Origin of the sequence: Streptomyces sp. NPDC005496 (genome assembly GCF_042872045.1) — a bacterium.
Lineage (GTDB): Bacteria > Actinomycetota > Actinomycetes > Streptomycetales > Streptomycetaceae > Streptomyces.
On sequence record NZ_JBIAJQ010000013.1, the window covers coordinates 243,241 to 265,229 of the forward strand.

The 21,989-nt window shown below is 72.7% G+C and carries 24 protein-coding genes and 1 pseudogene; 6 read left to right on the forward strand and 19 right to left on the reverse strand.

Annotated elements, in window-relative coordinates:
* Positions 1-12: 12 nt before the first annotated feature.
* On the reverse strand, positions 13-669 hold the full coding sequence (locus tag ACFYQQ_RS33885) for a transglycosylase family protein (protein WP_355795204.1): 657 nt from the start codon (positions 667-669) through the stop codon (positions 13-15).
* A 528-nt stretch (positions 670-1,197) separates the two neighbouring features.
* On the opposite strand from ACFYQQ_RS33885, the gene ACFYQQ_RS33890 reads away from it, so the two are divergent.
* Entirely contained in the window at positions 1,198-1,986 is a 789-nt protein-coding gene (locus ACFYQQ_RS33890) for a hypothetical protein (RefSeq protein ID WP_356173338.1), read from the forward strand.
* 136 nt (positions 1,987-2,122) lie between these two features.
* Positions 2,123-2,548 carry a hypothetical protein gene (locus ACFYQQ_RS33895; protein WP_356244116.1) on the forward strand — a complete coding sequence of 142 codons (426 nt, stop codon included), beginning with the start codon at positions 2,123-2,125 and terminating at the stop codon, positions 2,546-2,548.
* Between the two features lie 54 nt (positions 2,549-2,602).
* Here the strand turns inward: ACFYQQ_RS33895 and der are convergent, their stop codons facing one another.
* The 5 genes from der to aroH form a co-directional block, all read right to left on the reverse strand.
* Positions 2,603-4,075 (reverse strand): ribosome biogenesis GTPase Der, encoded by a 1,473-nt coding sequence (gene der / locus ACFYQQ_RS33900; RefSeq protein WP_355791039.1) that lies wholly within the window; start codon positions 4,073-4,075, stop codon positions 2,603-2,605.
* 103 nt (positions 4,076-4,178) lie between these two features.
* Positions 4,179-4,889 carry a lysophospholipid acyltransferase family protein gene (locus ACFYQQ_RS33905; protein ID WP_355795071.1) on the reverse strand — a complete coding sequence of 237 codons (711 nt, stop codon included), beginning with the start codon at positions 4,887-4,889 and terminating at the stop codon, positions 4,179-4,181.
* Positions 4,847-5,542, reverse strand: a complete 696-nt coding sequence (cmk, locus tag ACFYQQ_RS33910; RefSeq protein WP_355795072.1) for a (d)CMP kinase — start codon at positions 5,540-5,542, stop codon at positions 4,847-4,849. The genes ACFYQQ_RS33905 and cmk overlap by 43 nt, the downstream gene beginning before the upstream one ends.
* Before the next feature lie 143 nt (positions 5,543-5,685).
* Entirely contained in the window at positions 5,686-6,771 is a 1,086-nt protein-coding gene (locus tag ACFYQQ_RS33915) for a prephenate dehydrogenase (RefSeq protein ID WP_388906436.1), read from the reverse strand.
* Positions 6,768-7,130: a chorismate mutase gene (gene aroH / locus ACFYQQ_RS33920; protein ID WP_319744618.1), complete on the reverse strand. Its 363-nt coding sequence runs from the start codon at positions 7,128-7,130 to the stop codon at positions 6,768-6,770. Before aroH ends, ACFYQQ_RS33915 begins: the two co-directional genes overlap by 4 nt.
* A 242-nt stretch (positions 7,131-7,372) precedes the next feature.
* On the opposite strand from aroH, the gene ACFYQQ_RS33925 reads away from it, so the two are divergent.
* The 4 genes from ACFYQQ_RS33925 to ACFYQQ_RS33940 are packed head-to-tail and all read left to right on the forward strand — an operon-like array spanning position 7,373 to position 9,860.
* On the forward strand, positions 7,373-8,032 hold the full coding sequence (locus ACFYQQ_RS33925; RefSeq protein WP_355785484.1) for a hypothetical protein: 660 nt from the start codon (positions 7,373-7,375) through the stop codon (positions 8,030-8,032).
* A gap of 25 nt (positions 8,033-8,057) precedes the next feature.
* Positions 8,058-8,642 carry a DUF6529 family protein gene (locus ACFYQQ_RS33930; protein ID WP_355785481.1) on the forward strand — a complete coding sequence of 195 codons (585 nt, stop codon included), beginning with the start codon at positions 8,058-8,060 and terminating at the stop codon, positions 8,640-8,642.
* A complete protein-coding gene (locus ACFYQQ_RS33935) occupies positions 8,639-9,073 on the forward strand; it encodes a Rieske (2Fe-2S) protein (RefSeq protein WP_355785478.1) in 435 nt (144 codons plus the stop codon). Before ACFYQQ_RS33930 ends, ACFYQQ_RS33935 begins: the two co-directional genes overlap by 4 nt.
* A 22-nt stretch (positions 9,074-9,095) precedes the next feature.
* Complete coding sequence (locus ACFYQQ_RS33940; RefSeq protein ID WP_355785476.1) at positions 9,096-9,860, forward strand: DNA polymerase beta superfamily protein; 765 nt, start codon at positions 9,096-9,098, stop codon at positions 9,858-9,860.
* Here ACFYQQ_RS33940 and ACFYQQ_RS33945 read toward each other — a convergent pair.
* The 13 genes and pseudogenes from ACFYQQ_RS33945 to ald all read right to left on the reverse strand — a co-directional run bounded on the left by ACFYQQ_RS33945 (position 9,765) and on the right by ald (position 21,946).
* On the reverse strand, positions 9,765-10,535 hold the full coding sequence (locus ACFYQQ_RS33945) for a DNA polymerase beta superfamily protein (RefSeq protein WP_355785473.1): 771 nt from the start codon (positions 10,533-10,535) through the stop codon (positions 9,765-9,767). The two genes, ACFYQQ_RS33940 and ACFYQQ_RS33945, sit on opposite strands and share 96 nt — an antisense overlap.
* 3 nt (positions 10,536-10,538) lie before the next feature.
* Positions 10,539-11,561, reverse strand: coding sequence for an ADP-ribosylglycohydrolase family protein (locus ACFYQQ_RS33950; RefSeq protein WP_356173322.1), 1,023 nt, complete (start codon positions 11,559-11,561; stop codon positions 10,539-10,541).
* On the reverse strand, positions 11,558-12,316 hold the full coding sequence (locus ACFYQQ_RS33955) for an NUDIX domain-containing protein (protein WP_356173319.1): 759 nt from the start codon (positions 12,314-12,316) through the stop codon (positions 11,558-11,560). The genes ACFYQQ_RS33950 and ACFYQQ_RS33955 overlap by 4 nt, the downstream gene beginning before the upstream one ends.
* A gap of 194 nt (positions 12,317-12,510) precedes the next feature.
* Positions 12,511-13,920, reverse strand: coding sequence for an MFS transporter (locus ACFYQQ_RS33960; RefSeq protein WP_388906443.1), 1,410 nt, complete (start codon positions 13,918-13,920; stop codon positions 12,511-12,513).
* Positions 13,921-13,947: 27 nt separating this feature from the next.
* The gene (locus tag ACFYQQ_RS33965) at positions 13,948-14,619 is read right to left on the reverse strand and encodes a TIGR03086 family metal-binding protein (protein ID WP_356173315.1); all 672 of its coding nucleotides are present in this window, start codon (positions 14,617-14,619) and stop codon (positions 13,948-13,950) included.
* A complete protein-coding gene (locus ACFYQQ_RS33970) occupies positions 14,616-15,362 on the reverse strand; it encodes an RNA polymerase subunit sigma-70 (RefSeq protein WP_355788952.1) in 747 nt (248 codons plus the stop codon). The genes ACFYQQ_RS33965 and ACFYQQ_RS33970 overlap by 4 nt, the downstream gene beginning before the upstream one ends.
* Positions 15,363-15,414: 52 nt before the next feature.
* A pseudogene (locus ACFYQQ_RS33975) lies at positions 15,415-15,597 on the reverse strand (sigma factor); the annotation flags it as partial.
* A gap of 106 nt (positions 15,598-15,703) precedes the next feature.
* Positions 15,704-16,822 (reverse strand): pseudouridine synthase, encoded by a 1,119-nt coding sequence (locus ACFYQQ_RS33980; protein WP_356173306.1) that lies wholly within the window; start codon positions 16,820-16,822, stop codon positions 15,704-15,706.
* Entirely contained in the window at positions 16,822-17,478 is a 657-nt protein-coding gene (gene scpB, locus ACFYQQ_RS33985) for an SMC-Scp complex subunit ScpB (protein ID WP_355783386.1), read from the reverse strand. Before scpB ends, ACFYQQ_RS33980 begins: the two co-directional genes overlap by 1 nt.
* Positions 17,475-18,680: a segregation and condensation protein A gene (locus ACFYQQ_RS33990; protein ID WP_388906448.1), complete on the reverse strand. Its 1,206-nt coding sequence runs from the start codon at positions 18,678-18,680 to the stop codon at positions 17,475-17,477. The genes scpB and ACFYQQ_RS33990 overlap by 4 nt, the downstream gene beginning before the upstream one ends.
* Positions 18,681-18,698: 18 nt before the next feature.
* Positions 18,699-19,274 carry a hypothetical protein gene (locus ACFYQQ_RS33995; RefSeq protein WP_355783145.1) on the reverse strand — a complete coding sequence of 192 codons (576 nt, stop codon included), beginning with the start codon at positions 19,272-19,274 and terminating at the stop codon, positions 18,699-18,701.
* Positions 19,259-20,395 (reverse strand): ParA family protein, encoded by a 1,137-nt coding sequence (locus ACFYQQ_RS34000; protein ID WP_355783148.1) that lies wholly within the window; start codon positions 20,393-20,395, stop codon positions 19,259-19,261. Before ACFYQQ_RS34000 ends, ACFYQQ_RS33995 begins: the two co-directional genes overlap by 16 nt.
* Positions 20,396-20,830: 435 nt before the next feature.
* Positions 20,831-21,946: an alanine dehydrogenase gene (gene ald, locus ACFYQQ_RS34005; protein WP_355783159.1), complete on the reverse strand. Its 1,116-nt coding sequence runs from the start codon at positions 21,944-21,946 to the stop codon at positions 20,831-20,833.
* Positions 21,947-21,989 lie beyond the last annotated feature (43 nt).

The window sequence follows — 21,989 nt, forward strand, 5'->3', positions numbered from 1 at the left end:
GCGGCCGACGGCTCAGATGTCGAGCCGCAGCCCGGGCATGATCAGGTCGGGATCACCGCCGATGGCGGCCCTGTTGGCGGTGAAGAGCTGCCGCCAGGTGGTCCCGTGCCGCGCGGCGATGGTGCTCAGGGTGTCCCCGGCGCGGACGGTGTAGTCGCCGCGGGACGCGCCGCGGTTCGGGTGGCCCGGCTCCCGTGCCGGCGCCTTCGACGGCTTGGACGGCTTCGACGGCTTCGACGGCTTCGACACCTTCGGCTCCGGAGCCGGCTTCGCCGCGCCCGAGGACGCGGGCGCGCCGCCACTGGCTCCGGCGCGTGCCGAGCAGGTGGGCCAGGCGCCCCAGCCCTGGGCGCGCTGGACCTTGGTGGCGACGGCGATCTGCGCGCTCCTGGACGCCTTGTCCGCGGTCGGCGCGTACGCCGTGCCGCCGTAGGCGCGCCAGGTGCCCGCGGAGAACTGGAGTCCTCCGTAGTAGCCGTTGCCGGTGTTGATGTGCCAGTTCCCGCCGCTCTCGCACGAGGCGATGCGGTCCCACACTCCGGCGTCGGCCGCGGCGGCGTCGCCGGTCGCGGCGAGCAGTCCGAGCGGGGCGAGCAGCGCGGCCCCGGTGAGGACCGCCGTCGTACGGGTCGTACGGACCTTGCGGGTGTCATCGGCACATGCGGTCATGTGGTTCCCTCTCGCAGGACCCGGGGTCCCCCGAGGCGGGGTGCGGACCGTGTCGCTCAGGACGCGGTCGGCGCACTCCGCCCCGTCCGTCGGCGTGGTGCGGTGGTGCGGGGCCGGCGGACGTACCCGAGCGGTGCTCGTTGCACACGGCGGTGGAATCTAGGCAGCCCGGCGCCCGATAACAACCACATCCTTGTCATTCCAGGCCAGTTGGACGTTACCGCGGGTATCGTCGAATTCCGGCCACCCCCTTCATCGGAAGATTTCCTGATTTGTCGACCTGTCGCCCCGGTGATCTGTGACTCACCTCACCGCCCCAACTTCCGCGTCTGACCGATTGGTTGGCATGGAGTGACGGATTCCGGGCCCCGGTTCACCCTCCGCGCCGGTTGGTTCGATTCCGTTCGCTCTCGGGCGTGACTCCGGCCACAGATCACCCGTTGTCTTCTTCATGAGCCGGGGACCCCCCGGGTTCATGGGCCGGGAGCCACCCGGCATCGCCACGTACCGCATCCCGAGGAGCCACCCGTGCCGCGCATGCTCGACGTCAGCGACGACGTACGCGCCGAGATCGGCGACGAAGAAGCCGACCGGCTGCTCGCCGGAGAGAACGCCCCGGGCAGTTACGACTGCACGTCCTGCCGCACCCCGGGCGACTCGGAACAGGAGCGCACCAGCACCGTCCTGTTCATCGGCGACGAGACCGCCGTCCTGGCCTTCGCCCACGCCACCTGCCTGCCCTCACAGGTCGTCCAGGTCACCGAGGAGCAGCTCCAGGGCGCCGCCCGTTCCATCGGCGCCGACGACGCGCCCGCCCAGGGGGCACCGGCGCAGCCCGCCCCCGAGCAGGCCGTGCTCGGCGTCACCAGCGGACTCGTCCTGATCAGCGGCGAGCTGCACCCGGCGCTCGTCGTGGAGCCGACCGGACCGATCGTCCGCCCGGGCACGAACGGCGTGGGCGACGACTTCCTCCCGCTGCTCATCGAGCAGGGCTTCATGCCGGTCACCGAGTTGAACTCGGCGCCCTCCGTGCTGCACGGCTGGTCCGTCCTGCTCGCCATGGGCCAGCTGCACGCCGTGCTCCAGCCCGGCACCGGCGGCGGCTCCCCGGTCGCCTGGTGGCAGGCGCACCAGCCGCTCCAGGTCACCGAGAGCTGGCGCGCCGCCGCCAACAAGCACCAGCAGGTGCTGCTGTTCGCGGCGCCGGTCGGCTCGATCGGCCGCCAGCCCCGCGAGGACCTGCTGCGGGACGCGCTCGACAAGGCCGCCGCGGGCGGTCAGCTGGTGGCCGCGGCCCTCCCCCTCGCCGGCACCTGAGCCCGTCGGCACCGCGTGCCGGGGCGCGCCCGCCGGTCGCGCGCCCCGGCTTCCCCGTGCCCCGGTAGACAACGGCTGACCTGCGAAAGCGGCGGCATGACCGCATCCGTTGGGCGGCGGGGTCGTTGGCACGTACGTGCACACCTACGACGCCCCCCGCCGCCAGCCCTTCCAGCCGATCCCGTCCGCGCGGGCGGCCCAGGACCCGCCGGGCGGCCCTTCGGCCACGCCGATCTACGACGCGCTCTACGCGGAGTGGGTCCGGTCCCTCAGGGCGCTGCCCGGCGACCGGCACGGCGAGGAGGAGCCGGCCTTCACCGCCTTCGGGAGCCTCCCGCGCGGCGCCAGTTCGTACAACTCGTACAGCTCGTACAGCGCCGGAGCGCACTCCGCGCGTCAGGGCGGCGCCCCGCACACGAACACGCCCCGGGGCGCGCAGGAGTCGCAGCACGGGCAGCCCTCCGCGACCCCGGTCGTCTGGCAGGCGGGCGCGCGCCAGCACGGCACCGGGATGCACCACGTTCCGGCGGGCCTGCCGCCCGCGCCCCGCAAGGGGCTCTGAGCGGGACACGGGAAAGGGGCGGCTCCTTGACGGAGCCGCCCCTTTCCCGTGGTGTCACTTCTTCTTGCCGCGCTTCTCGCGCACGCGCACCGAGATGTGGATCGGCGTGCCGTCGAAGCCGAACTCCTCGCGCAGGCGGCGCTCGATGAAGCGCCGGTAGCCGTGCTCGATGAAGCCGGAGGCGAAGAGCACGAACCGCGGCGGCTTGGTGCCCGCCTGGGTGCCGAAGAGGATGCGGGGCTGCTTTCCGCCCCGGATCGGGTGCGGGTGGGCCGCGACCAGTTCGCCGAGGAAGGCGTTCAGCCGGCCCGTGGGGACGCGGGTCTCCCAGCCGGCCAGCGCCGTCTCGATCGCCGGGACGAGCTTCTCCATGTGGCGGCCGGTGCGCGCCGAGACGTTCACCCGCGGCGCCCAGGCCACCTGGAGGAGCTCGGTCTCGATCTCCCGCTCCAGGTAGTACCGGCGCTCCTCGTCGAGGGTGTCCCACTTGTTGAACGCCAGGACGATCGCGCGGCCCGCCTCGACGGCCATCGTGACGATGCGCTGGTCCTGCACCGAGATGGTCTCGGACGCGTCGATCAGGATGACGGCGACCTCGGCCTTCTCGACGGCGGCGGCCGTGCGCAGGGAGGCGTAGTAGTCGGCGCCCTGCTGGAGGTGGACGCGCTTGCGGATGCCCGCGGTGTCGACGAACTTCCAGACGACGCCGCCGAGTTCGATGAGCTCGTCGACCGGGTCGCGGGTGGTGCCCGCGATCTCGTTGACGACCACGCGGTCCTCGTTCGCCACCTTGTTCAGCAGGGACGACTTGCCGACGTTCGGGCGGCCGATGAGGGCGATGCGGCGGGGGCCGCCGACGGCGGTGCCGAAGGTCTGGGCCGGTGCCTCGGGCAGCGCCTCCAGGACGGCGTCCAGCATGTCGCCGGTGCCGCGGCCGTGCAGCGCGGAGACGGGGTGCGGCTCGCCGAGGCCGAGGGCCCACAGGTAGGAGGCGTCGGCCTCGCCGCTCTGGCCGTCGACCTTGTTGGCGCACAGCACGACGGGCTTGCCGGCCTTGCGCAGCAGGCGGACGACGGCCTCGTCGGTGTCGGTGGCGCCGACCTTGGCGTCGACGACGAAGACGACCGCGTCGGCCGCCTCGATCGCGTACTCGGCCTGCGCGGCCACGGAGGCGTCGATGCCGAGGACGTCCTGCTCCCAGCCGCCGGTGTCGACGACCTTGAAGCGGCGGCCGGCCCACTCGGCCTCGTAGGTGACGCGGTCGCGGGTGACGCCGGGCTTGTCCTCGACGACGGCCTCGCGACGGCCGATGATGCGGTTCACCAGGGTCGACTTGCCGACATTGGGGCGGCCGACGACGGCGAGGACGGGCAGCGGGCCGTGGCCCGCCGCCTCCAGGGCGCCCTCGACGTCCGCGACGTCGAAGCCCTCTTCCGCGGCGAGCTCCATGAACTCCGCGTACTCGGCATCGCCAAGCGCCCCGTGCTCGTGCTCGGCCGAGCCCTCGGGCTGGATGTGGTCGTTCATGAAGTCCGTACCTCGTCGTTCATCGTGGTGATCGGTGGAAGCTCCCGGTGTCGGGTGATCCACTACTCAAGTGTCGCCCAGCGCTCGGTGGGGCGCCCGGCGTTCATTCCGCCGGGCGTCCGGTGAGACGTCTGGCGTGGTCCAGGTGCGCGCTGAGCTGCTTCTGGATGCGCAGGGTCGCCTCGTCCAGCGCCCTGCGCGTACGTCGTCCGCTGCCGTCGCCCGCTTCGAAGGGTTCGCCGAAGACGACGTCCACCCGGCTGCGCAGCGGCGGCAGCGCCTTGGTCAACCGGCTGCTCCTGCCGGAACTTCCCAGCACCGCCACCGGGACGATCGGGGCGCCGCTGCGGACCGCGAAGTACGCGAGCCCGGCCCGGAGCGAGGCGAAGTCGCCCTCGCCGCGGGTGCCCTCGGGGAAGATCCCTAGGACGCCCCCGTCGCCGAGGACACCGAGGGCCTGCGTGATGGCCGTGCGGTCGGTGGTCGTGCGGTCCACCTTCACCTGGCCGATGCCGAGCAGGAAGGGGTCGAGCGGTCCGATGAACGCTTCCTTCTTGATCAGGAAGTGCGTGGGCCGGGGCGCCACGCCCATGACCATCGGTCCGTCGATGTTGTGCGAGTGGTTGACGGCCAGGATGGCGGGCCCGGTCGCGGGCACCCTCCAGGCGCCGAGGACGCGCGGCTTCCACAGGCCGTACATCAGGCCGACGCCGATGCGGCGCCCGACCTCGGCACCGCGGAAGGACGGCGTCTGCGCCGAAGGGGCTTCGCTCACTTCGCGGCCCGCTTCTCCTCGACGAGGGTGACGACGCACTCGATGACCTGCTGGAGCGTGAGGTCGGAGGTGTCCACCTCGACCGCGTCGTCCGCCTTGGCGAGCGGGGAGGTCTTGCGGCTGGAGTCCGCCGCGTCCCGCTTGATCAGGGCCTCGCGGGTGGCGTTGACGTCGGCGCCCTTGAGCTCGCCGCTACGGCGGGCGGCACGCGCCTCCGGGGAGGCGGTGAGGAAGATCTTCAGGTCGGCGTCGGGCAGCACCGTGGTGCCGATGTCACGCCCCTCGACGACGATCCCGGCGTGCGCGGCGCCCGCGATGGAGCGCTGGAGCTCGGTGATCCGGGAGCGGACCTCGGGCACCGCGCTGACCGCGCTGACCTTGGAGGTGACCTCCTGGGTGCGGATCGGGCCCGCGACGTCGGTCCCGTCGACGGTGATGGTCGGCGCGGACGGGTCGGTCCCGGAGACGATCTCCGGCTTCCCGGCCACCGCGGCGATCGCCGTCGGGTCGGTGATGTCGATGCCGTTGTTCACCATCCACCAGGTGATCGCCCGGTACTGGGCACCGGTGTCCAGGTAGCTGAGCCCCAGCTGCGCGGCGACGGCCTTGGAGGTGCTGGACTTGCCCGTGCCGGAGGGGCCGTCGATGGCGACAATCACTGCCGGGGCGGTCCGGGCGGCGCCGTTTTCCACGGTGGAGACACCTTCCTGGTGCGTGGTGGAGGTCTGTGCGGGGCACGAGCGCGCCCCGCACAAGGTTACTGGCTCCGCGGACCCCGTATTACTGGCCCGTCCCCGCGCCCGTCACCGGCCGTGCCCGCGCCGGGCGCCGGGCGCTACTGCCGCAGGGCCCAGCCGCGCTCGCGCAGGGCCGCGCTCAGCACCGGCGCCGCCTTGGGCTCCACCATGAGCTGGACCAGGCCGGCCTGCTGACCGGTGGCGTGCTCGATGCGTACGTCCTCGATGTTGACCCCGGCCATCCCCGCGTCGGCGAAGATGCGGGCCAGCTGGCCGGGCTGGTCGTCGATCAGGACGGCGACGACCTCGTACGCCCGCGGGGCGGAGCCGTGCTTGCCGGGGACCCGGACCTGGCCCGCGTTGCCGCGCCGCAGGACGTTCTCGACGCCGGAGGCTCCCTCGCGGCGCTTCGACTCGTCGGAGGACTGGAGGGCTCGCAGCGCCTGGACCGTCTCCTCCAGGTCGGCGGAGACCTCGGCGAGGAGGTCGGCCACCGGACCCGGGTTCGCGGACAGGATGTCGATCCACATCCGGGGGTCGGAGGCCGCGATGCGGGTCACGTCGCGGATGCCCTGCCCGCACAGTCGTACCGCCGTCTCCTCCGCGTGCTCCAGGCGCGCGGCGACCATGCTGGAGACGAGGTGGGGCATGTGCGAGACGAGCGCCACGGCCCGGTCGTGGGCGTCGGCGTCCATGACGACGGGTACGGCGCGGCAGTGCGACACCAGTTCCAGGGCGAGGTTCAGCACCTCGGTGTCCGTGTCGCGGGTGGGCGTCAGGACCCAGGGGCGGCCCTCGAAGAGGTCACCGGTGGCGGCCAGCGGGCCCGACTTCTCGCGGCCCGACATGGGGTGCGTGCCGATGTACGAGGAGAGGTCGAGTCCGAGTGCCTCCAGCTCGCGCCGGGGGCCGCCCTTCACGCTGGCCACGTCGAGGTAGCCGCGCGCGAGGCCGCGTCGCAGGGCGTCCGCGAGGGTGGCCGCGACATGGGCGGGCGGGGCCGCGACGATCGCGAGGTCGACGGGGCCGTCCGGCGCCTCGTCCGTGCCGGCGCCCAGCGCGGCGGCCGTACGCGCCTGCTCGGGGTCGGGGTCGACGAGGTGGACGACGACGCCGCGGGCGGTGAGCGCCAGCGCGGCCGAGGTGCCGATGAGGCCCGTTCCGACGACGAGTGCGGTCCTCACTGGGCGATGTCCTTGCGCAGCGCGCCCGCGGCACCCAGGTACACGTGGGCGATGTCGGCACGGGGCTTGTCGGACTCGATGTGCGCGAGGAGACGGACGACCCGGGGCATCGCGCCCTCGATGTCGAGTTCCTGCGCGCAGATCAGCGGCACGTCGACGATGCCGAGCTTGCGGGCCGCCGCCGCCGGGAAGTCGCTGTGGAGGTCGGGCGTCGCGGTGAACCAGATGCTGATCAGGTCGTCCGTGGTGAGGCCGTTCCGTTCCAGGACGGCGGTGAGCAGCTCGCTGACCTGCTCGTCCATGTGGCCGGCCTCGTCCCGTTCCAGTTGGACGGCGCCCCGGACCGCTCGTACCGCCACGGTGATGCTCCTCGCTGACTTGCGTGCACGTCTTGTCGCACCAGCGTAGTCAGCCCGCGACCGGCAGGAGTGCGGCGCCCGCCTGCCGAGACGCCCGCGGCGCCCCCGGACGGCCCGCCCGCGGCGCCCGCAACACATCCGTGCGCCTCTGGACGCCGGGGCGCGCGTCCGCTCTGATGGCAGGAGGCCGGTGGCCGCGGCCCACGATCCGCGGCGAAAGGCCCGACTCGGGGGAGACACACATGAGGCGTTCCGGACCCCTCCTGACCCTGCTCGCCGGACTGCTGCTCGGTGTCTTCATGCTGTCGCTGAACGCGACGACCGGCACGGAGGGCTCCTCCTACGAGAGCCGGGCGACGCCCAGTGCGACCCCGGGAAGCCCGTCCCCCGCCGCGTCGACGACGCCACCGCCGCCCACCCCTTCGCGGACCGCCCCGGTCAACGCCGACTACGCGGGCCGCACCGACGACGACTCCTCGGCGATCGCGGTCTCCCTGCGTGACGGCAGGGCGATCGCGTACTTCTGCGACGGCCGCGACCAGGAGTCGTGGCTCAAGGGCGACGTCGAGGACGACGGCACGATGCGCCTGACCGGCAAGCACGGAGCGAAGCTCGACGGCACGTTGGAGGAGGGCCGGCGCATCCGCGGCACCGTCGTCCTGAAGGGCGGGCGGCACGCCTTCACCGCGGACAAGGCCGTCAAGCCGTCGGGGCTGTACCGGGCGACGGCGACCGTGCGCGACGCGAAGATCGACGGTGGCTGGATCGTGCTGCCCGGCGGGAAGCAGGTCGGCGTCCTCACGCGCGACGGCGAGCCCGGGGCCGCGCCCAGGATCGACCCCGCGACCGGCGCCGTGACCGTCGACGGCGAACAGCTCACCGCCCGGCCCGTCACCCCCTGACCGCCTCTTCCGCAGGGAGCCGTCGATGACCGTCGACCCGAACGCCGCCACCCGGGGCTTCCCCCCGGCCGGTCCCGCCCGCCACGGCCCGCACCCCGCCCGCTATCTCGTCCCGGCCCTCGTCGCCGCCGCGGTCGCGGTGGGGCTCGGGGTGTACGGCAAGGTGCACGACCCCGCCGGGACCGCCTTCAACCTGGCCGGCTTCAGCAGCACGGGCGCGGTCAAGAGCTGGCTCGCGACGGCGGCCTTCGGGTTCGCGGTCGTCCAGGTCGTCTCGGCACTCATGGTGTACGGCAGGCTCCCCGGTCCCCGCTGGTCTCCGGCGCTGCACCGCTGGTCGGGCCGGATCGCGTTCCTGCTGGCCGTGCCGGTCGCCGTGCACTGCCTCTACGCCTTCGGCTACCAGTCGTACGAGCTGCGCGTGTGGTGGCACTCGCTCCTGGGTTGCTTCTTCTTCGGGGCATTCAGTGCCAAAATGCTCCTGCTCCGCTCGGAGCGACTGCCCGGCCGGCTGCTGCCGATCGTGGGGGGACTCGTCTTCACCGTCCTCACGGTCGTCTGGCTGACGTCGGCTCTCTGGTTCTTCCGCACCTTCGGAGTGAGCACATGACCAACCCCTCGGCGCGGCGCACCGTTCTCGTGACGGGCGCGGCGGCGCTGCTCGTCGGCTGCAGCAAGTACGGCGACGAGGGCGGCGACGGCACGCCGGAGTCGTCCTCCGCGGGGTCCTCGAAGACGGGGGACGCGCCCGGCGGCGAGGAGTTGGCCGGCACCGGCGACATCCCGGTCGGGGGCGGCAAGATCTTCAAGGAGCAGAAGATCGTGGTCACCCAGCCGGAGAAGGGTGACTTCAAGGCCTTCTCGGCGGTCTGCACCCACGCCGGCTGCACGGTCGCCAGCGTGTCGGACGGCACCATCAACTGCCCGTGCCACGGGAGCAAGTTCCGCATCGAGGACGCCTCGGTGGCCGACGGTCCGGCCCCGCGTCCGCTGCCCGCGGAGAAGATCACGGTGAGCGGAAACTCGATTCGCCGCGGCTGAGACGGCACGTACGCTCCGGGACATGCATCCCGAGGCCCTGGTACGCGATCACACCGTCTACGCCTGCGTGATGGGCTCACGCGCCTTCGGGCTGGCCACGGACGGCAGCGACACCGACCGGCGGGGCGTGTTCCTCGCGCCGACTCCCCTGTTCTGGCGGTTCGACAAGCCGCCGACCCACGTCGAGGGCCCGGCCGAGGAGCAGTTCAGCTGGGAGCTGGAGCGCTTCTGCTCCCTCGCCCTGCGCGCCAACCCGAACGTCCTGGAGTGCCTCCACTCACCGCTGGTGGAGCACGCCGACGCCACGGGCCGCGAACTGCTCGCCCTGCGCGGGGCGTTCCTCTCCCGGCAGGTCCACGAGACCTTCGCCCGCTACGCCCTCGGGCAGCGACGGAAGCTGGAGGCCGACGTCCGCAGGCACGGCGCGCCCCGCTGGAAGCACGCCATGCACCTGCTACGGCTGCTGATGACCTCCCGCGACCTGCTGCGCACGGGGACGCTGACGATCGACGTGGGCGACCAGCGCGAGCCGCTACTCGCCGTGAAGCACGGCGAGGTCCCGTGGCCGCGCGTCGAGACCTGGATGTCCGCCCTGTCCCGGGAGGCCGACGCGGCGGCGGGCCGCAGCCCGCTTCCCGCCGAGCCCGACCGGGCGCGTGTCGAGGACTTCCTCGTCCGCGTCCGCCGCGCCTCAGCCCTGAGCGCCTCCGCCGGGCCCCGCCAGCCGGACCCGGACCACGAGGTCGTGCAGGGCGTCGCGCGCGGCCGGGGCGTCGGGCAGCGCTGAGGACCGCTGCGCCTCGTCCAGCACGGCGTGCAGCCGCTCCACGTCCTCCCGGACCCGCGCCTCGGCGACGTCCGCCGGTCCGTGCTCGCGTTCCGCCTTCGCCGCGATCAGGTCCGGCAGGTACGCGGGAGCCTCCACCTGTCCGAGGAGCGTGGGCAGATGGGCCTGCACCTCGCCGCTGCGCATCAGGTGGATACCGGTGAGCAGGACCCTGAACGTGTAGAGCAGCGGCTTGAGTTCACCGGTCCGCTCGAAGAGCCGCCACTGCGTGGTCGCGAAACCCCGGTAATGGTGGGCATGATGGCCGGTCAGGACGCCGGGTGCGAGCGCGGCCAGTTCGCGGTGCGCGTCGGTGGTGTGCACGACCAGCGGGGAGAGCAGCTGCTCCAGCACATAGCCGTTGCGCCGCAGCATCAGCCGTACGAACTTGCGCAGGTCGTGGGTGACCAGGTCCATCTCGACGCCGTCCCGGTCCCACATCCGGGACCGGGTCTCGTCCGGCTCCCGCAGGCCCACCAGGGCGTCCACCGGCAGCAGATGGACGCCCCTGAGGTCGACGTCCGAGTCGCGCGAGGGGAAGCCGTAGAGGTGCGCTCCGGAGACGGTGGCGAAGAGCACCGGGTCGGGCTGCTCCGCCACCACGGGGCCGAGATCGAATTCCAGGACGTCGGTCATCCCTCAATCGTCCCAGAGCGCTCCCAGCGACATGAGGTCGCTCTGGTACTCGATGCGGTCGGCCCATTCGCGCGGCCAGGCGTCCGAGCCGTGGTGGGCGCCCGCGAAGGCACCCGCCAGGCAGGCGATCGAGTCGGAGTCGCCGGAGGTGCAGGCGGCCCGGCGCAGCGCGGTGACCGGCTCGTCGACGAACAGCAGGAAGCACAACAGGCCGGTGGCGAGGGCCTCTTCGGCGATCCAGCCCTCCCCGGTGGCCAGGCACGGGTCGGTCTCCGGGGAGACGGTGTGCACGGCGTACCTCAGGCGGTCCAGGGCGTCCAGGCACTCGTCCCAGCCGCGCGCCATGAAGTGCTCGGCCGAGGGGTCCTGGCTGCGGGTCCACAGGTCGCCGAGCCACCGCTCGTGGTAGCGGCCGCGGTTCTCGTAGGCGTAGGAGCGCAGCAGGCCGATCAGTCCGGTCGGCTCGGCTCCCTGGGCGAGCAGCCGGACCGCGTGCACGGTGAGGTCCGAGGCGGCGAGCGCCGTCGGGTGCCCGTGGGTGAGCGCGGCCTGCAACTGGGCGGCTCCGGCGCGCTGTTCGTCGCTGAGGCCGCGGATGAGCCCGAGTGGGGCGACGCGCATGTTGGCCCCGCAGCCCTTGGAGTGGATCTGGCTGGCGTCCTGCCAGAGGCGGCGTTCGGAGGCGAGGAGGTCGCAGGCGACGAGGCAGGTGCGGCCGGGGGCGCGGTTGTTCTCGGGCGAGCGGGACCAGTCGACGAACTCCCGGCGCACGGACCGCTCCAGTGCCTCGGCGCCGAGTGAGCCGCGGTCCATCGCCGTACGCAGTCCGCGTCCCAGGGCCAGCGTCATCTGGGTGTCGTCCGTGACGATGGCGGGCCGGGGCAGGTCCATCTCCCGCCAGGGGCCGCACTTGGCGAGGATCGCCGGCACGTCGTCGAACTCCGTCGGGAAGCCCATCGCGTCACCGAGGGCGAGACCGATCAGGGATCCGGTGGCAGCGCGTTTCGCGAGCGTCGTGGTGGTCATGAAGTCCGTCCTTCCGAGGCGGGGCGCAGCAGGGGCGGGTGCAGGGCGGTGGCGCCGCCCGCGCGGTAGAGCGCGGCCGGCTTGCCCCGGCCGCCGGTCAGGCGTGCGGCGCCGGGGACCGGTTCGACGAAACCCGGCGTGGCGAGCACCTTGCGCCGGAAGTTGGGCCGGTCGAGGGCGGTGCCCCACACGGTCTCGTAGACCTGCTGCAGCTCACCGAGGGTGAACTCGGGTGGGCAGAAGGACGTGGCGAGACAGGTGTACTCGAGCTTGGCGCCGACGCGTTCGTGGGCGTCGGCGAGGATCCGGTCGTGGTCGAAGGCGAGCGGGCCGAGCGCGTTGAACCGCAGCCACTGGGCCTGGGCCGCGTCGCCGCCGCCGCGCGGCCGGGGAGGGTCGGGGAGCAGTGCGGCGAAGGCGATGGAGACGACCCGCATCCTCGGGTCGCGCCCGGGTTCGCTGTAGGTCCGCAGCTGCTCCAGGTGGAGGCCGGAGATGTCCGACAGGCCGGTCTCCTCGGCGAGTTCGCGCCGGGCGGCGGTCTCCGCGGACTCGTCCGGCAGCACGAACCCCCCGGGCAGCGCCCAGCAGCCCTCGTACGGCTCCTGCCCCCGCTCGACCAGCAGCACCTGGAGCGCGCCCGCGCGGACGGTGAGGACGGCCAGGTCGACGGTGACGGCGAAGGGCTCGAAGGCGTACTTGTCGTAGCCCTCTGGCGCCTTGCCGCCGGGAGCCCGGCCCTCATGCGTGCGCACGTCCGCCCGCCCCCTTTATGGTCAGCATGACTAATAGTCACTCAGACTATAAAGAGGGCGGGCGGTGTCCACAAGCCTTTTGTCCGTGGGGATTTGAGCGAGAGGCCCCCTGCGAACACCAGCGCCGGTGCGGGCACGCGATCCGGGTGCCGGCCTGTCAGCGCCCGGGCGGCCGGCTCACCCACCGCTGGTCCTCACGCGCGGGACGGCGCGAACGCCGCCACCACCGCTCCGGCCGCGGCCGCTCCCGCCGACACCCACAGCGCGGGCCCGCATCCGTCGACGAACGTCTCCGGCGAGCCGTAGCCCCCGAACCGCGTGAACACGGCCGCGGCGACGGCGACTCCGAACACCCCGCCCAGCTCGCGCAGCGCGTTGTTGACGCCCGCGGCGACCCCCGCGTCGCCGAGCGGCACGGACGACGTGACCGCGTTCACCACGGTGGGGAAGACCATGGAGACGCCGATGCCGGCGATGATCAGCGGCAGCACCAGGCGCTCGTAGCCGACGCCGGGCCCGACCTCCCGGGCCACCAGCCCGAGCCCCACCGCCTGGAGGGCCAGACCTCCCAGCATGAACGGCCGGTTGCCGAACCGGTCCGCGAGCGCGCCCGCAAGCGGCGCGACCAGCAGCGGCATCCCGGTCCAGACGAGGATGCGGACGCCCGTCTGCAGGGGCGAGCTGCCCAGACCCAGCTGGAACAGCTGCGTGACCATGAAGAGCGCGCCCAGCAGCGACATGAACTGCAGGAAGATCGCGCCGTTGGCGGTGGCGAATCCGCGCCTTCGGAAGTACGCGAGCGGCAGCATGGGATGGTGGGCCCGCGTGTGCTCCCAGCCGAGGAAGGCCGTCAGGAAGACGAGACCGACGGCGAGCGCGCCGCCCACCTCCGCGCTCCCCCACCCGGCCTCGGGCGCCCGCACCGGCGCCCACGCCAGCCCGGTCAGCCCCACGGCCGCCAACAGCATCCCCACGACGTCGAGTTGGGGACGGGGTCCGCGGCTCTCCCGGAGCTTCGTGGCGGCGGAGGGCAGCATCGCGACCCCGATCGGCACGTTCAGCCAGAAGATCCACTGCCAGGACAGGCCCTCGGTGACGGCGCCGCCCAGCACGGGCCCGGCGGCGACCCCGACGCCGGTCACCCCGCCCCACACGCCGATCGCGACGCCCCGCTTCTCCGCCGGGAACGCCTCACTGATCAGGGTCAGCGTGAGCGGCAGCAGGACGGCCGCCCCGGCGCCCTGGAGCACCCGCGCGGCGATGAGCTGCCCAGGACCGCCCGCGAGCGCGGCGAGGGCCGAGGCCAGGGTGAAGACGGCGAGTCCGGCGACGTAGGTCCGGCGCCGTCCGAAACGGTCCCCGAGGGCGGCACCGGTCAGGGTGAAGCAGGCGAAGACGAGGTTGTACGCGTTGATCGTCCATTCCGGCTGGGACAGGCTCGCCCCGAAGTCGGCCCGCAGCGCGGGCAGCGCGGTGGCGACGACCACGACGTCGAGCGAGCACAGCAGTGCGCCGAGCCCGGCCAGGGCGACGGTCCAGCCACGCCGTGCGGGCGCGGTGGCGGCGGGCCCCGGACGGACGCCGGCACGCAGCGTGTCAGCCATGACGGTTCCTTTCGTGAGATCACTCGATCACTCACGGAAGGCAGACCGGCCGGGGTCCGGAAAGGAATCGCCCGGACCCCGGCCGGACGGTGATCCGCCGCGCGCCGTCCGCGCGGGGCCGCCGGGCAGGCCGCGGCGCCGGGCGTCGCGGCCGAGGAAGGCCAGCAGCCGCTCGTCCGGCCCCACCCCCGCGGGGACCTCGACCGGCGCGGCGAAGCGCGTCCCCCGGTCCGCGTCCGCGACGACGCACCGCGCGAGGGGCAGCAGCGCGAGCGCCAAAGCGGCCGGGACCGGCCGCCGCCCTCCGCACGCCCGCCCCACGTCCCAGCCGTGCGCGGTGACCTCCACCGCGCCCACGACGGCCACCACGCCCAGCTCCAGCGCGCCGTCGCCCACCGCCACCCGCGTGCGTGCCGACGGGACCTCCCCGGACGCGACCGCCCAGGCCCCCAGCACCGCGCACGCCCGCTCCCGGAACGCGCACACCGGATCGGCGGCGGCCGGGGCGGGGCACAGGCCCACCCGTCCTCCGGTCACGGCCTCGTGCAGGGCGTCCACCGAGTCGTCGAGGTGGCGGAGCAGCTCGCCCAGGTCCCAGCCGGCACAGGGGGTCGGCCGGTCCAGGGTCCCCGGCGCCACCAGCGCGACACTGCCCAGCGCGTACGCCAGGGACCGCTCCAGCAGCTCCCCCGGGTTCACGACAGCACCCGCGGCAACCCGAAGCGCGCGAACAGCTCCGGATCGAGGAACACCGTGATCCGGGAGATCTCCCCCGTCCCGGCGTCCCCGGGGCGTGCGGGGGTGAGCACGTGCACGGAGTCCGCCCGGTGCACGCGGTCCGCGCCGCGTTCGAACACCGCCACGGCGGGCTGGCCGTTGGCACGCACCGGCAGCATCCGCATGGCGCCCTCGCCCCGGACCCTCGGCTCCAGGAAGCGCATCACGTCCTTGCGTCCGCTGAACCACTCCAGGTGCGGCGGCATCTCCAGCTCGACCCCGTCCCGGAGCAGACCCAGGAGGGCGTCCATGTCGGCGCGTTCGAAGGCGGCCACGTAGCGGTCGACCAGCGCGCGGTCCCCGGTGCGGTCGGGCTCGGTCACCAGGTCCTCCTCTGGGGCCACCTCGTCGAGCCGGGCACGCGCGCGCTGGAGGCTGCTCTTGACGGCCGCCGTCGAGGTGTCGAGCAGCGCGGCGACCTCGGCGGCCCGCCAGGCCGGCGCGTCCCGCAGGATCAGCACGGCCCGCTGCCGGGCGGGCAGATGCTGGAGCGCTGCCACCAGGGCGAGCCGCAGGCTCCCCCGCGCCGCGACGACGGTCGCCGGGTCCACGAGGGCGTCGGGCAGCGGCTGGAGCCACGGGACGTCCGTGGCAGGGGCCCTCAGCGGCTCCTCGGGCGTCTCTCCCGGCCCGCCGAGCCCGGAGGGCAGGGGACCGGCGCCCACGCCCCTCCAGGGCCGTCAGACACGTGTTGGTGGCGATCCGGTGCAGCCAGGTGCGCAGCGACGCCCGGCCCTCGTGGCCGCCGTACGCCCGCCAGGCCCGCAGATACGTCTCCTGGACCAGGTCCTCGGCGTCGTCCACCGAGCCCAGCATCCGGTAGCAGTGCGCGAGCAGCTCCCGGCGGTACGGATCGGTCAGCCGGACGAACTCGTCGCGGTCGGACGTCGGCGCTCCCATGGCGGCACTCCTTCGCTCGCTCTCGGGAGTACGGACTCGCCGCGCGGCGAAAACGAATCGGCCGGCCCCGGGGGAACCCGGAACCGGCCGACGCGTGCGGGGCGACCTAGAGGTCGACCTCCTGCATGAGCATGCCGACCTCGGTGTTCGACAGACGGCGCAGCCAGCCCGACTTCTGGTCCCCGAGGGTGATCGGGCCGAAGGCGACGCGCACCAGCTTGTCGACCGGGAAGCCGGCCTCGGCGAGCATGCGGCGCACGATGTGCTTGCGGCCCTCGTGCAGGGTCACCTCGACCAGGTAGTTCTTGCCGGTCTGCTCCACGACCCGGAAGTGGTCCGCCTTGGCGTACCCGTCCTCCAGCTGGATGCCGTCCTTGAGCTGCTTGCCGAGGTCCCGCGGGATCGGGCCCACGATGTGCGCGAGGTAGACCTTCTTCACGCCGTACTTGGGGTGCGTGAGGCGGTGCGCCAGCTCACCGTGGTTGGTGAGCAGGATGACGCCCTCGGTCTCGGTGTCGAGACGCCCGACGTGGAACAGGCGGGTCTCCCGGTTGGTGACGTAGTCACCGAGGCACTGCCGGCCCTCCGGGTCCTCCATGCTCGACACGACGCCGGCCGGCTTGTTCAGCGCGAAGAACTGGTACGACTGCGTCGCCACCGTCAGTCCGTCGACCCTGATCTCGTCGTGCTCGGGGTCCACCCGCAGCCCCTGCTCGACGACGATCTCGCCGTTGACCTCGACCCGCGACTGCTCGATGAGCTCCTCGCAGGAACGCCGGGAACCGTAGCCCGCGCGCGCGAGCACCTTCTGCAGGCGCTCGCCCTCCTGCTCGGCGCCGGGGAACGTCTTCGGCGGCTTCACGTCCGGCTTGCCGGCGTACCGCTCGCGGTTGCGCTCCTCGGCCCGCGCCTCGTACTCGCGCGAGCGCGCCGGGGCGGTGCGGCCGCCGCGCTGCTGGCTCTGCTTCGGGCCGCCCTTGGCACCGCCGCGCGCGCCGTTGCCGCGCCCGGACTTCGGGCCCTCGTGGGAGGCGCCGGGACCTACGTCGTAGCGGCGCTCCTCGGGACGGGGCTTGCCCGCACGCTTCGGCTTGTCGTCGCGCCCTCCCCCGCTCCTGGGCTGGGAGCCGCCCCCGCCGGCCCCGCGGGGGTTGCCGCCCCCACCGGTCCCCCGGGGGTTGCCGCGCCCGCTGTTCCTGCCACTGCCGCTGCCACTGCTTCGCATCAAAGTTCCGTCGTCGTCGTGTCGTCTGCGTCTGCGTCCGGTGCATCCGGATCGAACGACGGAACCCCTTCCAGCGTCTCTGCCTCGATCGCGTCCGCCTCCGGAAGGAAGGGCGCGAGCTCCGGGAGCTCGTCCAGACCGCGCAGGCCCATTCGCTCCAGGAAGTAGTTCGTCGTCCTGTACAGGATCGCACCTGTTTCGGGTTCCGCGCCCGCCTCCTCCACGAGACCGCGCTGGAGGAGGGTGCGCATCACGCCGTCGCAGTTCACTCCGCGGACCGCCGAGACCCGGGAACGGCTGACCGGCTGGCGGTACGCGACGACCGCCAGGGTCTCCAGAGCCGCCTGGGTGAGCCGCGCCTGCTGCCCGTCGAGGACGAAGCGTTCGACGGCCGCCGCGTACGCGGGCCGGGTGTAGAACCGCCATCCGCCCGCGATGAGCCGCAGCTCGAAACCGCGGCCCTGGACGGTGTACTCGTCGGCCAGCTCCCGCAGCGCGTCCGCGATCTGCCGCCGGGGCCGCTCCAGGATCTTGGCGAGGTGCTCCTCGGTCGCGGGCTCGTCCACGACCATGAGGACGGCCTCCAGGGCGGGCCTGAGGTCGAGGTCGGAGACGGCGCCCGGCGCCGCCGGTGCCCCGCTGGTCTGCTCGCTCACGCCTTCTTCTCCTCCTTGGCATCCTCGGGGGGCCGGTCGAACTCGTCGGTGACCCTCGGCTGCTCCTCGCCGTCCCCGCCGGTCCAGCGCACGAGCAGTTCCCCGAGCGCCTCCTCCTGGTCGAGCGCCACGGCCTTCTCGCGGTACAGCTCCAGCAGGGCGAGGAAGCGGGCGACGACGGTCAGGGTGTCCTCGGTGTCCTCGACGAGGACGCGGAAACTGACCTCGCCGCGCTCCCGCAGCCGCGCCACCACGATCTCGGCCTGCTCGCGCACGCTGACCAGGGGCGCGTGGATGTGGTCCACGTACACCTGCGGCTTGGGCTTCGGCTGCATCGCCTTCACGGCGAGCCTGGCGAATCCTTCCGCCCCGATGCTGATGACGACCTCGGGGAGCAGCTCGGCGTGCTGCGGTTCCAGGCCGACGGTACGGGGGTAGCGGCGGCCCTCCTCCAGGAGGCGGGTGTTGAAGATGTCGGCGATCTGCTTGTAGGCGCGGTACTGGAGGAGCCGCGCGAACAGCAGGTCCCGTGCCTCCAGGAGCGCGAGGTCGGCCTCGTCCTCGACCTCGGCGGCGGGCAGCAGACGGGCCGCCTTGAGATCCAGCAGGGTGGCTGCGACCACGAGGAACTCGGTCGTCTGGTCGAGGTCCCAGTCCGGGCCCATGGCCCTGATGTGCGCCATGAACTCGTCCGTCACCCGGGACAGCGCCACTTCCGTGACGTCCATCTTGTGCCGGGAGATCAGCTGGAGCAGCAGGTCGAAGGGGCCCTCGAAGTTCGCGAGCCGCACCTTGAAGACCCCGTCACCGGGTTCGGCCCCGGCGGCGGGCCCGGACTCCGCGAGCGCTTCGGCCGCGCCCGAAGCCTCGGCGCCCACGGGGACGGCCGGGTCACCTTCCGGTGCGGCCGGGGGCCCGGGCTCCGGGGCTGCGGGCGCGGCCTCGGCCGGAGGCTCGGGCGCCGGACCGACGGGAGGCTCGGGTGCCGGTCCGGCCGGAAGCTCGGGTGCCGGTCCGGCCGCAGGCTCGGGCGCCGGACCGGCGGGAGGTGCCGGTGCCAAGACCGACGGCCCCGACTCGGCCTCGGTCTCGGTCTCCGCTTCCGTGGGAGGCGGCGCCGGAAGGGCCCCGGGACCGCGTCCGAGCGCGCGCCGGCGTCCGGCGGGGCCGCCGGCGGAGGCAGGGGCGTCGTTCGAGGTCATAGCCGTCGCAGGCTACCGCTACCGCCCGCGAAGTCGTCGTACGAGGATGCTCGCGTCCCCGCGGGACTCGAGATCGGCCAGCACCACCGCGACCGCCTCGCGGACGATCCGTCCGCGGTCGACCGCGAGCCCGTGCTCACCCCGGAGCACCAGACGGGCGTGTTCGAGGTCCATGAGTTCCTCGGCGGACACGTACACCGTGATCTTCTCGTCGTGCCGCTCGCGCCCGCTGGGCCGGCGGTTCGCGCCGCGGCCCCGCTTGCCGCGGGAGGACTGACCGGCGGCAGAACCTTCCTGCGCCGTCTGGCGCCGCCCGGAGCCGGACCGCTCGCCGCCGGAGCCCCGGCTGCGGGACTCCCCGGAGTCGGACTCGGCGTCGGCCGCCACATGCTCGTCGCCCTCGCCGTCGCCGCCCTGCACGGGCACCGACTGCGGCGCGTCGTCCGCGGCGGCCGCCGCGTCGCTCTCGCCCGCCGGGGCCGGCACCCTGGCCTCGCCGTTGGTCCGGCGCGAGGGCGTGGACGCCTGGAGCGCCATTCCCCCGGTCGTACGGAACAGTTCGTCGGCCCCCGGCAGACTCACTCGGCGTGACACCGGGCGAGCACCTCCCTGGCGAGCTGGCGGTAGGCGGCGGCACCGACGGAGTTGGAGGCGTACGTGGTGATCGGCTCACCGGCGACCGTGGTCTCCGGGAAGCGGACCGTGCGTCCGATGACCGTGTGGTACACGTGATCGTCGAAGGCCTCGACGACCCGGGCGAGCACCTCGCGGCTGTGCACCGTGCGCGAGTCGTACATCGTGGCGAGGATGCCGTCGAGCTCCAGCTCGGGGTTGAGCCGCTCCTGGACCTTCTCGATGGTCTCGGTGAGCAGCGCGACCCCGCGCAGCGCGAAGAACTCGCACTCGAGCGGCACGATCACCTTGTGGGCCGCCGTCAGGGCGTTCACGGTGAGCAGGCCGAGCGAGGGCTGGCAGTCGATCACGATGTAGTCGTAGTCGGCCATCAGCGGCTTGAGGGCGCGCTGGAGCGTGGACTCGCGCGCGACCTCGGAGACGAGCTGCACCTCGGCGGCGGACAGGTCGATGTTGCTGGGCAGCAGGTCCATGTTCGGGACCGCCGTCTTCAGGAGCACCTCGTCGGCCGCCATGCCCCGCTCCATGAGCAGGTTGTAGACGGTGAGGTCGAGCTCCATCGGGTTGACGCCGAGGCCGACCGAGAGCGCGCCCTGCGGGTCGAAGTCGACGAGCAGGACCCGGCGTCCGTACTCCGCGAGCGCGGCACCCAGGTTGATGGTCGACGTCGTCTTGCCGACGCCGCCCTTCTGGTTGCACATCGCGATGATCTTCGCGGGCCCGTGGTCGGTCAGCGGCCCCGGGATCGGGAAGTACGGGAGCGGACGCCCGGTAGGGCCGATGCGCTCGCGGCGCTGGCGGGCCGCGTCGGGCGCGAGCGTGGCCGCGTACTCGGGATCGGGCTCGTACTCGGCGTCGGGGTCGTAGAAGTGCCCCTCGGGCAGTTCGTCGTAGTCGGCGAAGTGGGTGTGGTTCTCGCCACTTCCGTTGCCGGCCATGGCGTTCACGTGATGGCCATCCATGCTCTGGTGTGCTGGCTGGGTCAGCCCTGTTCTAGGGGGACTCTGGTGGGCTGCGAAGGTGCGGACAGCGACGGAGCCGACAGCCTCGAGCCCCGTAGGGCCCTGGCCCCGCGTCGGCATTCCTGGTTGACCACCCCCGGGAGTAAATGTCGACTCATTCACAAGTCGTCTTACCTCCTTGGTGACCAGGAAACTTCTAGATAGGTCAGCGTGGCACCATGCCGACGATTGGCGACTCTATGGCGTGTCACCGCTCCGCAGCAACACAATCCGCCGGACCCGACCCGATGTGTCGGTAACCGAACACCCCTCTGTCAAGGGCGTAGGGCCGTCGCACAGCAGGTTTCACCGGTGTACGAATCGGTTAAAGAGTTACGTTCGCGGCGAGTTGAACGAGTGTCGCAAAGTGACCCGACACACACCCGGCCGGACCTTGTCGAGCAAGGTCCGGCCGGGTACGCGATGTTGACGACCTCTGTTGACGTATCGCCTTTTGCGGACGGGCAATCCGCCGCTGATCTGCCGAAAAGTCGACTAGTGGAGCCGGCGACCTCGTCAGCCGAGCAGCGAGTCCAGTTCGACGTGCTCCAGGCCGTGCGCCTCGGCGACCTCGCGGTAAACCACCTTGCCGTCATGGGTGTTGAGGCCCTTGGCGAGCGCGGCGTCGCGGCGCAGCGCCTCCACCCAGCCGCGGTTCGCCAGTTCGACGATGTACGGCAGCGTGGCGTTGGTCAGCGCGTAGGTCGACGTGTTGGGCACCGCGCCGGGCATGTTGGCGACGCAGTAGAAGACCGAGTTGTGGATCGGGAAGGTCGGCTCGGCGTGCGTGGTCGGACGCGAGTCCTCGAAGCAGCCGCCCTGGTCGATGGCGATGTCGACAAGGACACTTCCGGGCTTCATGCGCGAGACGAGCTCGTTGGTGACCAGCTTCGGGGCCTTGGCGCCCGGGATGAGCACCGCGCCGATGACGAGGTCGGCCTCCAGGACGGCCTTCTCCAGCTCGAAGGAGTTGGACATGATCGCCCGGACCTTGGTGCCGAAGACCTTGTCGGCCTCGCGGAGCTTGTTGATGTCGCGGTCGAGCAGCGTGACGTGGAAGCCCATGCCCACCGCGATCTGGGTGGCGTTCCAGCCGGAGACCCCGCCGCCGATGACGACGGCCTTCGCGGGCTGGGTGCCGGGGACGCCGCCGGGGAGCACGCCGCGGCCGCCGGCCGAGCGCATCAGGTGGTAGGCGCCGACCTGCGGGGCCAGGCGGCCCGCGACCTCGGACATCGGGGCGAGCAGCGGCAGGGCGCGGCTCGGCAGCTCGACGGTCTCGTAGGCGATCGCGGTGGTGCCGGACTCGATGAGCGCGTCCGTGCACTCCTTGGAGGCGGCCAGGTGCAGGTAGGTGAAGAGCGTCTGGTCCTTGCGGAGGCGGTGGTACTCCTCGGCGATGGGCTCCTTGACCTTCAGCAGCAGGTCGGCGGTGGCCCACACCTCGTCGGCGGTGGGGAGGATGCGGGCGCCCGCGGCGACGTACTCCTCGTCCGGGATCGACGAGCCGACACCGGCGCCCTGCTCGATGACGACCTGGTGGCCGTTGCGCACCAGCTCGTGCACGCCGGCGGGGGTGATGGCCACCCGGAACTCGTTGTTCTTGACCTCGCGGGGGATGCCGACCTTCACGTCGATCACGGTCCTTGGCTCAGAGGGTTCTGGGGCTGCGCAT

Coding starts and splice junctions, on each gene's coding strand:
- ACFYQQ_RS33885 (WP_355795204.1), bottom strand. CDS start 669: ATGACCGCATGTGCCGATGACACCCGCAAGGTCCGTACGACCCGTACG.
- der (WP_355791039.1), bottom strand. CDS start 4,075: ATGAACGACCACATCCAGCCCGAGGGCTCGGCCGAGCACGAGCACGGG.
- ACFYQQ_RS33925 (WP_355785484.1), top strand. CDS start 7,373: ATGAGGCGTTCCGGACCCCTCCTGACCCTGCTCGCCGGACTGCTGCTC.
- ACFYQQ_RS33930 (WP_355785481.1), top strand. CDS start 8,058: ATGACCGTCGACCCGAACGCCGCCACCCGGGGCTTCCCCCCGGCCGGT.
- ACFYQQ_RS33935 (WP_355785478.1), top strand. CDS start 8,639: ATGACCAACCCCTCGGCGCGGCGCACCGTTCTCGTGACGGGCGCGGCG.
- ACFYQQ_RS33940 (WP_355785476.1), top strand. CDS start 9,096: ATGCATCCCGAGGCCCTGGTACGCGATCACACCGTCTACGCCTGCGTG.
- ACFYQQ_RS33945 (WP_355785473.1), bottom strand. CDS start 10,535: ATGACCGACGTCCTGGAATTCGATCTCGGCCCCGTGGTGGCGGAGCAG.
- ACFYQQ_RS33950 (WP_356173322.1), bottom strand. CDS start 11,561: ATGACCACCACGACGCTCGCGAAACGCGCTGCCACCGGATCCCTGATC.
- ACFYQQ_RS33960 (WP_388906443.1), bottom strand. CDS start 13,920: ATGGCTGACACGCTGCGTGCCGGCGTCCGTCCGGGGCCCGCCGCCACC.
- ACFYQQ_RS33980 (WP_356173306.1), bottom strand. CDS start 16,822: ATGCGAAGCAGTGGCAGCGGCAGTGGCAGGAACAGCGGGCGCGGCAAC.
- ACFYQQ_RS33990 (WP_388906448.1), bottom strand. CDS start 18,680: ATGACCTCGAACGACGCCCCTGCCTCCGCCGGCGGCCCCGCCGGACGC.
- ACFYQQ_RS34000 (WP_355783148.1), bottom strand. CDS start 20,395: ATGCCGACGCGGGGCCAGGGCCCTACGGGGCTCGAGGCTGTCGGCTCC.